This window comes from Pseudoalteromonas sp. S1650 (genome assembly GCF_005887195.1).
Classification (GTDB): domain Bacteria; phylum Pseudomonadota; class Gammaproteobacteria; order Enterobacterales; family Alteromonadaceae; genus Pseudoalteromonas; species Pseudoalteromonas simplex.
The window spans coordinates 114974-126266 of sequence record NZ_PNDF01000047.1; the positions used below are offsets into that span (position 1 = coordinate 114974).

General features: G+C 41.8%; 10 protein-coding genes and 1 tRNA gene. 8 read left to right on the forward strand and 3 right to left on the reverse strand.

Annotated elements, in window-relative coordinates:
• Nucleotides 1-5: 5 nt before the first annotated feature.
• The gene (locus CWB80_RS15025) at nt 6-1019 is read right to left on the reverse strand and encodes a phospholipase C/P1 nuclease family protein (protein ID WP_054553181.1); all 1014 of its coding nucleotides are present in this window, start codon (nt 1017-1019) and stop codon (nt 6-8) included.
• Between the two features lie 117 nt (nt 1020-1136).
• Complete coding sequence (locus CWB80_RS15030) at nt 1137-2687, reverse strand: cryptochrome/photolyase family protein (RefSeq protein ID WP_138598990.1); 1551 nt, start codon at nt 2685-2687, stop codon at nt 1137-1139.
• A gap of 105 nt (nt 2688-2792) precedes the next feature.
• Here CWB80_RS15030 and CWB80_RS15035 point away from each other — a divergent pair, with 105 nt between their 5' ends.
• Complete coding sequence (locus CWB80_RS15035; protein ID WP_138598989.1) at nt 2793-3584, forward strand: DUF4124 domain-containing protein; 792 nt, start codon at nt 2793-2795, stop codon at nt 3582-3584.
• Here the strand turns inward: CWB80_RS15035 and CWB80_RS15040 are convergent.
• Complete coding sequence (locus tag CWB80_RS15040; RefSeq protein ID WP_138598988.1) at nt 3575-4039, reverse strand: globin family protein; 465 nt, start codon at nt 4037-4039, stop codon at nt 3575-3577. The genes CWB80_RS15035 and CWB80_RS15040 overlap by 10 nt on opposite strands.
• Before the next feature lie 243 nt (nt 4040-4282).
• Here CWB80_RS15040 and CWB80_RS15045 point away from each other — a divergent pair.
• The 7 genes from CWB80_RS15045 (at nt 4283) to rpsO (ending at nt 11164) form a co-directional block, all read left to right on the forward strand.
• A tRNA-Met gene (locus CWB80_RS15045) sits at nt 4283-4359 on the forward strand.
• A 289-nt stretch (nt 4360-4648) separates the two neighbouring features.
• Nucleotides 4649-5104 (forward strand): ribosome maturation factor RimP, encoded by a 456-nt coding sequence (gene rimP / locus CWB80_RS15050; RefSeq protein ID WP_054553177.1) that lies wholly within the window; start codon nt 4649-4651, stop codon nt 5102-5104.
• Nucleotides 5105-5142: 38 nt separating this feature from the next.
• Nucleotides 5143-6642, forward strand: coding sequence for a transcription termination factor NusA (nusA, locus tag CWB80_RS15055; RefSeq protein ID WP_054553176.1), 1500 nt, complete (start codon nt 5143-5145; stop codon nt 6640-6642).
• A 25-nt stretch (nt 6643-6667) separates the two neighbouring features.
• Nucleotides 6668-9325 carry a translation initiation factor IF-2 gene (gene infB / locus CWB80_RS15060; protein WP_054553175.1) on the forward strand — a complete coding sequence of 886 codons (2658 nt, stop codon included), beginning with the start codon at nt 6668-6670 and terminating at the stop codon, nt 9323-9325.
• Nucleotides 9326-9435: 110 nt separating this feature from the next.
• The gene (gene rbfA, locus CWB80_RS15065) at nt 9436-9840 is read left to right on the forward strand and encodes a 30S ribosome-binding factor RbfA (protein ID WP_054553174.1); all 405 of its coding nucleotides are present in this window, start codon (nt 9436-9438) and stop codon (nt 9838-9840) included.
• Complete coding sequence (gene truB / locus CWB80_RS15070) at nt 9840-10784, forward strand: tRNA pseudouridine(55) synthase TruB (protein WP_138598987.1); 945 nt, start codon at nt 9840-9842, stop codon at nt 10782-10784. Before rbfA ends, truB begins: the two co-directional genes overlap by 1 nt.
• Nucleotides 10785-10894: 110 nt before the next feature.
• Nucleotides 10895-11164 carry a 30S ribosomal protein S15 gene (rpsO, locus tag CWB80_RS15075; protein WP_054553172.1) on the forward strand — a complete coding sequence of 90 codons (270 nt, stop codon included), beginning with the start codon at nt 10895-10897 and terminating at the stop codon, nt 11162-11164.
• Nucleotides 11165-11293: the final 129 nt, after the last annotated feature.

Consider the following 11293-nt stretch of genomic DNA (forward strand, 5'->3'; position numbering starts at 1 on the left):
ACGCATTATCGAGCAACCATGGCATGATTAAGTAGGTGAACCACCATTGCAATCGCATGGGGAACCACTTGTTTTGCAGTATCGAGTCGGTCGTAATGATCTTTTGAATTTAACACGATCCCACCTTGTGCATACGAAAATGCACCGCCTTGAGTTAACAAAGGGCGTACATCAGTTGATTGTGTATCTAATGCAGCAAAGGTTGCCATGGCTTGTGAAACGAGTGCTGGATCGTTGAGGTTTTCTTGGTCGTAGTAGTCATTCACCCAACTTTCCCAGCTTGAGTGATTTAGATCGGAGGTTGTCCAAGTATGATGAGGTTGGAGTAAATCGGTGGTGTGAAATACAAAACCTAAAATCTGTGGATTACCGCTTTGTAAGTAACTTTGATACCAGTATTGCCCTAAGTTATCGATAGGTTGGAATGGCATTTCCTCAAAGTCATCATACATGCTGTAACTTGATTGGCTATCTATACGGTAATGGGCTTCAGTAACGCCATAGCTATTATATTTTGAAGAGTCAGCATTGAACCAGCCTGTTTCACCACCTTTACCATCATCAAGGTAATCACCTTTGAGCCACGTTGCGGCAAGATTATCAACAGCTCCCCATACTGTTAGTTTTTGATAGTTGTAGCCGCCAAAGTCGTTGCCATGTTGATCAGCACCTTGGGTGTGATTTTGAAAGTGCCAATAACTGGTGTATTTCACAATACTTTCTGCAGCACCCCAAACTGGTGCTTGTACGCAAGAACCTGTAATAGCACCACAAAAAAACGTGTCCTCAAAATCATCGACGTCATAGGCTGCTTGCCCAAGTAGCTCGCCAAGCTGAGCGACAGTCATATTATTTTGCTGAGCATAGCTGACTAACGCAGCGTATTGTGTTGTGCTTGGGTGTTGTTGCATGTAGTTAACGGCATCAATCACGATACGTTTGTGGGTTTCTTGACTAAACGCATGTACGTTACTGCTGCATGCAACTAAAAACGCTGCGCTAATAAGTGTTTTTTTCATTGTGTCCTCAAAGTGTTATTTAATATGCAGCGCTATTAAAAAAGAGCGTGGTTACACTAGAGTGACAAAATAATTAAACATTTAATTAACAAGTTTACCCAATATGGTACTTTGTCATTACAGTTTTTCTAAATTATCCAAGCACCAATTAGCACGTTTAAGAGTTGCTTGCTGAACAGATTCATCTTGCTTATACCAGTTGTTATAAATCATACCGATACGAGGGTTTTGTGATAGCTGCTGTTCATGTTCTAACATAAAATGCCAATATAGGCTGTTGAATGGGCAAGCATCCTCAGTGGTTTTTTCTTTAATGTTGTAGCTACAGTGTTTGCAATAATCACTCATTTTGTTGATGTAATTTCCACTGGCAGCATAAGGTTTAGTGGCAATTAATCCCCCGTCAGCAAATTGGCTCATTCCCCGAGTGTTGGGCATTTCTACCCATTCTATGGCATCGATATAAATACCTAAATACCATTCATCTACTTCACTAGGCTTAATAGCGGTTAATAAGCAAAAGTTACCCGTGATCATCAAACGTTGTATGTGGTGTGCATAAGCCGTTTGCAGGCTTTGTGTAATGGCATGGTGCATACAATTCATGTTTGTTTTTCCGTGCCAAAAATAGTCGGGTAGGGCACGCTTTGCATTTAAGGCATTTTTGCTGGCGTAATCAGGCATATTTTGCCAATAAATACCACGTACATACTCGCGCCAACCGAGAATTTGCCGAATAAAACCTTCAACTTGAGCAATATCAATAGGTTGCTTATCAAAGCTAGTTAACACTTGTTCGATGACCTGCATCGGGTGCAGCATTTTCGTATTAAGAGCAAACGATAAACGGCTGTGATACAAAGACCATTGGTACTGGGACTGGCATGTCATGGCATCTTGAAACTGACCAAAATGCACCAGTAAATGGTCGCAAAAAAAATCAAGTAACTGCTTTGCTTCAGCGCGCGTGGTTGGCCAAATTAAGGTATCGCTGCACTCACCAAAGGTATTTATTTTGTGCTTTTCTATCCGTTTAAGGATGTGGCTAACATCGTGACCGAAGCACAAAGGTTCGGGAATTTCTTTAAGATCGCTTGGTTTTAACTTGTTTCTATTTTGCTGATCAAAATTCCATTTGCCTCCACGAGGTTGGTTATCATCGTCCATTAAAATATTAAAACGTTTGCGCATAGCACGATAAAAAAACTCCATTTTTACCGGTTTATTTGGCTTAAAGTGCTGGTCAATATCGTTAAAAGGTAACAAGAAGTGTTCCGAATCAACTGCATTGACATTAAATTCGCTCTGCTGTGAAAAATCAGCAAGTTGCTTTTTAAGGCGGTATTCGTCTGGATATTGATACTCAATATTTTGGCATTGATACTGCTTCGCTAAGCGGGTGAGCAATTCAGGTAGCGTGGCATCATCTTCTGTATTATCAAGTGTTAAATGCAGGCAGTTCAAGTTGGCATTTTTGAGTGCTGTAGCAAAGTTTTCCATTGCAGCAAAAAAAGCGGTCACTTTTTGCAAATGATGCTTTACATAGTCTGTTTCTTGTTTCAATTCGGCAATCACGTACAGCGTGTCTGGTTGTGATTTATTTTTAAACCAGCTATGACTTGCATTAAGTTGATCGCCAAAGATAAATCTCAGGGTGGCATATTGCACTTCTAAAAACCTTAGTGGATCATAATTGAATTAACTACGAAACAAACTAGGAGATAGATCGATAAAGTTAGTGTATAAATAAGGTATAACTATGGAAGGCAAACAATGAAACCTAACAGTATTAATACTCATATTATTTGGGCTACATGTTTATTTATAAGCACTGCGGCGAGTGCATCAGTGTATCAGTGCGAAAAAAATGGTGTGGTTGAGTTTAGTCAGTTGCCATGTGGGGAAGATGCTAAATTAATAACAATAAAAGAGCAAAACCCTTTCCTATCCAATGCTGTACAAGGAGAAAGTACTGAGTCAGTATATTCTCAAACGACTGGTCAAGTTGATAGCTATATCAGGACCAAACAAATAGCAGCAGAAATAGCTGAGCATAATAATAAAATAGATACCTTTAAGCTTCGTATGAATAATGAAATTGCAGCATTAAATAATCAGTCTGATGCGCAGTTACAAAACTTAGTTGGTGCAAAAAAACAAGCCGCTATTGCAAAGCAAATGAGTGCTGTATCTGAGCGTTATGCTGTTCTTATTGACAATGAACAGCGAAGTATTGACAGACTAATCGCCGAAAATAACAGAATAAACAATAGTTTCAATGAACTATCAAATAACGATGAGGTTGATAGCTTTATTCGCAGCAAACAAATCATGCAACAAATCGCTGAGCATGAAAATAAGATCGATACTTATAACGAACAACTAAACCAACAGATTAGCCTACTAGAAAAGCAAGTTAGTCATAGACCAAATAACTTAGCTGACGCAAATAGTGATCAAGCTTTAGTTGATAAAATGAGTGCGTTGACAAGCCGCTTCAATACACTTATCTCTGTTGAGCAAAGGCAAATTGATAGACTTCGAAATGAACTGAGTCAATTGTGAGCTTTATAAACGAAGCGTCTTGTTTTAATAGAAACCACGGTAGAGTGTGAAAATAAGTAACTTTTCACAATATTAGAAAAAATACGAATAGCCAGCTCCCAAGCTTGTTGCTGATGGCTATTGTAGGTCTTGATAAAGAGTAGACGAGTCTCAATAAAAGCCTCACAAAGAATATCAATATCTTTTGACGCTACGTTTAAAAAGCTCAGGTTATTCGCTAAATAATGAATAAACGGCGTGACTTGCTGTAAGTCATCAAGGTGACTTACAACTTTGTTGAGCGCACAGTAAAGAATATAGCTGCGCTTAGTTATGCTGTCTTGCTCAGGCACTGTCATGGTTAACTGACGAGCATTAAGACTGCGATGATATGCGCTTGTAAACTGATGGAAATCAGGTTTTAGCAATTCAATATCTTGTAGTAACAATCTTTTTTGAAATGAAGATAGACTCATAGTAAATCGCTTAATAGCCAAGGCTATAGGTTATTCTTATTATATGACTAAATATAGACGAGAATTTTCAGTTATGGGAAATTTTATGACAAGGTTGTCATAAAATTTTTAGGCAAAAAATAGTCTAACTAATTCATGTAGGAAGGTTGCTAATTGAGCGCTACATGCTTATAATAGCCGCCATTGAATTGAGGTGTTTAGCACTCGATTAAACGATATTAAGTTACTTTTAATATCTATTGGCGCGGGATGGAGCAGCCTGGTAGCTCGTCGGGCTCATAACCCGAAGGTCGTCGGTTCAAATCCGGCTCCCGCAACCAAATACATGCTAAGGCATTGTAAGTGTACTTAGTATGCACAGTAATTTTTACTGTATGAAGTCGCGCATTCTGGTAATGCGCGTTTTGCGTTTAGGCTATCTAGTTTAATTTAGTCAGGTGACTGACTCGCAACCAAGCTTGGCCCTAGGCCACACAGTTTTATGCTTTAGGTGTGACGCCCCGCTTGGTTCGGGGCGTTGTTGTATCTGCTTGGCGGTGATTTTAAATCATTATTAAACTCAGTATTTCAGGGCTATATGCCCTTTTTTTGTTTGTATGGAGGATTTTCGTGACAAAACTTGAGCAAGATTTAGTAGCCATGCTCTCACCGGCCGTTGAAATGTTAGGCTTTGAGTTACATGGTCTTGAGTTTGTGCAAGCTGGTCGCCACTCTACATTACGTGTTTATATCGATCACGATGCAGGGATTACGGTTGACAATTGTGCCGACGTTAGTCGTCAAGTTAGCGCAATTTTAGACGTCGAAGACCCAATTACAAATGAATATGATTTGGAAGTTTCGTCTCCTGGTGTTGATCGTCCATTATTCAAACAAGATCACTACGAGAAGGCGCAAGGAGAAGAAGTACGCGTGCGTACTAAGCTTCCGCAAGATGGTCGTCGTAACTTTAAAGGCGATTTAGTATCAGTTAGCAGTGATATGATCACACTTTCAGCAGATGGCACTGAGCATATGATTATGATCAGTAACATTGAACGTGCGAACATCATCGCAAAGTTTTAATTCGAGTGCGAAGGAATAGGGCAAGCGAGGCATAACCCATGGCAAAAGAAATATTATTGGTTGCTGAAGCCGTCTCCAATGAGAAAGCGGTTCCAAAAGAAAAGATTTTTGAAGCGTTAGAGTTCGCATTAGCGACTGCGACAAAGAAAAAACACGATGGCGAAATTGAAGTTCGCGTATCAATCGATCGTAAAACAGGTGATTACGACACATTCCGTCGTTGGAAGATTGCTGAAGTTCTTGAAGATGGTTCTTTAGAAAACCCTTACAGCGAAATCACACTTGAAGCGGCACAGGTTGAAGACGAAAGCCTACAATTAGGCGATTACGTTGAAGAACAAATTGAGTCAATCAAGTTTGACCGTATTACAACACAAATGGCTAAGCAAGTTATCGTACAAAAAGTACGTGAAGCTGAGCGTGCATTAGTGGTTGAAGAATACAAAGATCAACAAGGCGAATTAGTAACAGGTGTTGTTAAAAAAGCAACCCGTGATGCTATCGTACTTGACCTAGGTAACAATGCTGAAGCGGTTATCTACCGTGATGATATGTTACCGCGTGAAAACTTCCGCCCGGGTGACCGTATCCGTGGTCTTCTTTATGAAGTTAAGCCTGAAGCTCGTGGCGCGCAGTTATTTGTAACGCGTTCTAAGCCAGAAATGCTAATGGAACTTTTCCGCATTGAGGTGCCAGAGATTGGCGAAGAGATGATTGAACTACGTGCAGCTGCACGTGATCCAGGCTCTCGTGCAAAAATCGCGGTAAAATCTAACGACAAACGTATCGACCCAGTAGGTGCGTGTGTTGGTATGCGTGGTGCACGTGTACAAGCAGTTTCAACTGAGCTTGGTGGTGAGCGTGTTGATATCGTTCTTTACGATGACAACCCAGCGCAATTCGTTATCAATGCAATGGCGCCAGCAGAAGTTGCGTCAATCGTAATGGACGAAGATACACACTCAATGGATATCGCTGTTGAAGCCGATAACCTAGCACAAGCAATCGGTCGTAATGGTCAAAACGTTCGTCTTGCTAGCCAGTTAACTGGTTGGGAATTAAACGTAATGACCGTTGATGACATGCGTGCGAAGAACGAAGCTGAATCAGATAAGCTAATCAACTTATTCACTGAGTACCTAGATATCGATGATGAGTTTGCAACATTACTTATCAACGAAGGTTTCTCGACACTTGAAGAAGTGGCTTACGTACCAGCATCAGAATTCTTAGAAATTGACGGTTTAGATGAAGAAACAGTTGATATCTTACGTTCACGTGCAAAAGACGCATTAACAACGAAAGCGCTTAAAACTGAAGAAAGCTTAGAAGGTGCAGAACCTGCAGAAGACCTACTAGCACTTGAAGGTTTAGAGCGTCACCTTGCATTTGTTATGGCAAGTAAAGGTGTAGTAACACTTGAAGACTTAGCTGAGCAAGGCATTGATGAGTTAGTAGACATCACTGAACTTTCAGAAGAAGAAGCTGGCAAGCTAATTATGGCTGCGCGTAACATTTGTTGGTTCGCAGACGAGTAATTTATTAACGGAGGTATTACACACTATGGCAGAAGTAAATGTTGAAAAACTAGCCGGAGATATTGGTACAACTGTTGATAAATTACTACAGCAGCTAGAACAAGCCGGTATTTCTAAAAAAGCAGGTGATATGGTAACTGAGTCTGAAAAGTCGACGTTATTAGATCACTTGAGCAAGCAGCACGGCGGCACGGGCTCAGAAGGCCCAGCTCGCATGACTTTGCAACGTAAAAGCAAAAGTACGCTAAGCGTAACTGGCTCTACAGGTAAAGCGAAGTCTGTGCAAGTTGAAGTACGTAAAACACGTACTTACGTTAAGAAAAGCGCCATTGAGCAACAGCAAGAAGAAGAGCGTTTAGCTGCAGAAGAAGCTGCACGTAAAGCAGCAGAGCTTAAAGCCCAGCAAGAAGCTGAAGAGCTTAAAGCGAAACAAGAGGCAGAGCGCAAAGCGAAAGAAGAAGCTGAGCGTAAAGCCAAAGAAGAGGCTAAACGTAAAGCTGAAGCTGAGCGTAAAGCGAAACAGAAGCAGATGACCCCAGAGCAAAGTGCTAAGTCTGAACAAGATCGCGCCGAAGCTGAGCGTCTGCAAAAAGAAGCAGAAGAGGCCGCATTGAGAAAAGCTGAAGAAGAAGCGAAACGTCAAGCAGAAGAGGCAAGAAAGCTAGCTGAAGAAAATGAAGCTCGCTGGAAAAAGGAAGAAGAAGAGCGTAAGCAGCGTGAAGAAAACGCTGACCACCACCTTACGACTTCTACTTACGCACGTGAAGCAGAAGATGAATCTGATGCACGTGAAGAGCAAAGCGCTCGTCGTAAGAAAAAGAAAAAAGGACCTCAAAAAGAGAAACAGCCTACTGGTCCTAAAGGCAAGAAAGGTAAGCTGAAAGCACCAACGTCTTTACAACATGGTTTCCAAAAACCAACAGCAGACGTGAAAAACGAAGTTCGTATCAGTGAAACAATCACTGTTGCTGAGCTTGCATCACGTATGGCTGTTAAAGGTGCTGAAGTTGTTAAAACGATGATGAAGATGGGTGACATGGTTACCATCAACCAAGTGATCGACCAAGAAACAGCACAACTTGTAGCTGAAGAAATGGGTCACAAGGTTATCATCGTTAAAGAAAACGAATTAGAAGAGAAAGTACTAAGCGACCGTAGCGAAGAAGGTAAAGCGATTCCTCGTGCGCCGGTTGTAACAGTAATGGGTCACGTTGACCACGGTAAAACGTCAACACTTGACTACATTCGTTCAGCAAAAGTTGCTTCAGGTGAGGCAGGTGGTATTACACAGCACATTGGTGCATACCACGTTGAAACAAATGGTCATATGATCACGTTCTTAGATACTCCGGGCCACGCCGCGTTTACATCAATGCGTGCACGTGGTGCTAAAGCAACGGATATCGTAATCCTAGTCGTTGCTGCGGATGATGGTGTAATGCCACAAACTAAAGAAGCGGTTCAGCACGCCCGTGCTGCAGGCGTTCCTTTAATCATCGCAGTAAACAAGATGGATAAAGAAGGCATCGACCCAGATCGCGTTAAGAACGAACTAGCACAATTAGACGTTATCCCAGAAGAGTGGGGTGGTGACACGCAATTCGTTCATATCTCAGCAAAAACAGGTTTAGGTATTGATGACCTACTTGAAGCAGTACTAATGCAAGCTGAAATCCTAGAGCTAACTGCACCAGCTGAAGGTATGGCTGCAGGTGTTGTAATTGAATCACGTCTTGATAAAGGCCGTGGTCCAGTTGCGTCAATCCTAGTTCAGTCTGGTACGCTTAACCAAGGTGATATCGTACTGTGTGGTCTTGAATATGGCCGTGTACGTGCGATGAAAGATGAGAACGGTAAAGACATCAAGTCTGCGGGTCCGTCTATCCCAGTTGAGATTTTAGGTCTGTCTGGTATCCCTGCTGCTGGTGATGAAGCAACAGTAGTTAAAGATGAGCGTAAAGCACGTGAAGTAGCACTTTACCGTCAAGGTAAGTTCCGTGAAGTGAAGCTTGCTCGTCAACAAAAAGCGAAGCTTGAAAACATGTTTACGAACATGGCTGAAGGCGATGTATCAGAAGTTAACATCGTTCTTAAAGCTGACGTACAAGGTTCAATTGAAGCAATCGCTGATTCATTAACTAAGCTTTCTACTGATGAAGTTAAAGTGAAGATTGTTGGTTCAGGTGTAGGTGGTATCACTGAAACTGATGCAACGCTTGCAGCGGCGTCAAACGCAATCGTTGTTGGCTTTAACGTACGTGCTGATGCATCAGCTCGTAAAGTAATTGAGTCAGAAAACCTAGACTTACGTTACTACAGCGTAATCTACAGCCTGATTGAAGAAGTTAAACAAGCGATGTCAGGTATGCTTGCACCAGAATTCAAGCAAGAGATCATTGGTCTTGCTGAAGTTCGTGACGTGTTCAAGTCACCGAAGATTGGTGCAATCGCAGGCTGTATGGTTACTGAAGGTATCGTTAAGCGTAGCGCGCCTATCCGTGTACTTCGTGATAACGTGGTTATCTATGAAGGTGAACTTGAGTCACTACGTCGCTTTAAAGATGACGTTCAAGAAGTACGTAACGGTATGGAATGTGGTATCGGCGTTAAGAACTACAACGATGTTAAAGTTGGCGACCAAATCGAGGTATTCGAGACGGTTGAAGTACAACGTTCACTTTAATTTCGTTTAAGTTATTGCTTTAAATGGGGGCCTAGCCCCCATTTGTGTATTCGTAATTAAATTAACTTATTCTTTAACATCAATAAGTTATTATTTTAGAGTGAAATGAAATGAGAGAATTTTCTCGCACTGATCGTGTTGCACAGCAAATTCAAAAAGAGATTGCTGTTATTCTTCAACGCGAAATCAAAGATCCACGCTTAGGCATGGTGACAGTGTCTGCGGTTGAGGTATCTCGCGACTTATCTTACGCAAAAGTATTTATCACAGTGTTTAATACTGATGATGAAGATAAAGCCAAGCAAAGCGCTAAAATCTTAAATGAAGCAACGGGTTATATTCGTTCTTTATTAGGTAAACGTATTCGTGCGCGCATCATGCCTGAGTTACGTTTTGTGATCGATAACTCGCTTATGGAAGGTATGCGTATTTCAAACTTGGTTGACTCAGTTATTCGTGAAGACAATGCCAAGCATGTAGACGAAGATGACAGCGAAGAAGGCACTAAAGACTAATGGCTAGACGCAGTAAAGGTCGTGCTATTGACGGCATCTTATTACTTAATAAGCCGCAAGGTATTTCATCAAACAAAGCATTGCAGCAAGCAAAGGGAATTTACTTTGCACAAAAAGCAGGCCACACCGGTGCGCTTGATCCGCTCGCGACGGGTATGCTGCCTATTTGTTTTGGTGAAGCGACTAAGTTTACACAGTTCTTGCTTGATACTGACAAAACCTATGTTGTACGCGCCAAGCTTGGTGAGCGAACCACGACCTCTGATTCAGATGGTGAAGTGGTTGAAACGCGTGACGTATCGGTCACCCGTGAACAATTAGCTGAGCAAGTTGCCAGTTTCTTAGGTGAGTCGGATCAATACCCTTCGATGTACTCTGCGCTAAAATACCAAGGCCAGCCTTTGTATAAATATGCTCGCGAAGGTATCGAAGTGCCGCGTAAGTGTCGAAAAATTAATGTATTTAGTTTAACGCTTGATGAGTTTGATGAAGCTAATAACGAAGTACAAATGACGGCACACGTCTCTAAAGGCACTTATATTCGTACTATTGTTGACGACTTAGGTGAAAAGCTTGGCTGTGGTGCGCATGTCATCATGTTACATCGCAGTGCTGTTGGCCACTATCCAAGTGAAAAAATGGTTACTCTTGAGCAACTTGAAGAAAAGCTACAGCAGGCAAAAGCAGACGATGTTGCGCCTTCAAGCTACCTCGATGAGCTACTACTGCCAATGGATACTGCTTTGGTTGATTTACCTGTGATTGAGATCACTCAAGAGCAGGGAGTGGCATTTAGTCATGGTCAAACAGTGGTGATTGGTAAGCCTGTACCAGATGGTGTGGTAAAGGTAATGGCTGATGGGGTGTTCATTGGTACTGGTGAGCGTCATAAAGACGGCCACTTAAAATCAAAGCGCGGCTTATCAAATCAACTGCCTGAGTAAAGATTACCTTGTAGTTATGAGCAAAGCTGGGTAGAATACGCCCCGCTCAATCGTTTTGGCTGAATTAGTGATCGGCTAAAACACAATTTAAATTAATTTTTGGAGTTACTATGTCACTAAGCAATCAAGAAAAAGTTGAAATCATCGCTAAATTTGCACGCGCTGAAGGCGACACTGGTTCACCTGAAGTACAAGTTGCACTTCTAACTTTCGATATCAACAAGCTTCAAGGTCACTTTGCTAGCCACAAGCACGACTTCCACTCACGTCGTGGTCTTCTTCGCAAAGTAAGCCAACGCCGTAAACTGCTTGACTACCTTAAAGGTAAAGACATTGCACGTTACACTGCGTTAATCCAAGAGCTTGGCCTACGTCGCTAAGAACTAGATTACGAGAAAAGGGGCTATTTAGCCCCTTTTTTTGTGCGCGCATGAAAGGTATACTAGCGCACACCTAGGTAGTGGATACTGCTTAGATATCAAAAAACATCATTGCCAATTGTAGTACTT

Excerpts from the sequence above, each read along its gene's own strand:
- CWB80_RS15035 (WP_138598989.1), top strand. The coding sequence starts at position 2,793 with ATGAAACCTAACAGTATTAATACTCATATTATTTGGGCTACATGTTTA.
- rpsO (WP_054553172.1), top strand. The coding sequence starts at position 10,895 with ATGTCACTAAGCAATCAAGAAAAAGTTGAAATCATCGCTAAATTTGCA.
- nusA (WP_054553176.1), top strand. The coding sequence starts at position 5,143 with ATGGCAAAAGAAATATTATTGGTTGCTGAAGCCGTCTCCAATGAGAAA.
- rbfA (WP_054553174.1), top strand. The coding sequence starts at position 9,436 with ATGAGAGAATTTTCTCGCACTGATCGTGTTGCACAGCAAATTCAAAAA.
- truB (WP_138598987.1), top strand. The coding sequence starts at position 9,840 with ATGGCTAGACGCAGTAAAGGTCGTGCTATTGACGGCATCTTATTACTT.
- CWB80_RS15025 (WP_054553181.1), bottom strand. The coding sequence starts at position 1,019 with ATGAAAAAAACACTTATTAGCGCAGCGTTTTTAGTTGCATGCAGCAGT.
- infB (WP_054553175.1), top strand. The coding sequence starts at position 6,668 with ATGGCAGAAGTAAATGTTGAAAAACTAGCCGGAGATATTGGTACAACT.
- CWB80_RS15040 (WP_138598988.1), bottom strand. The coding sequence starts at position 4,039 with ATGAGTCTATCTTCATTTCAAAAAAGATTGTTACTACAAGATATTGAA.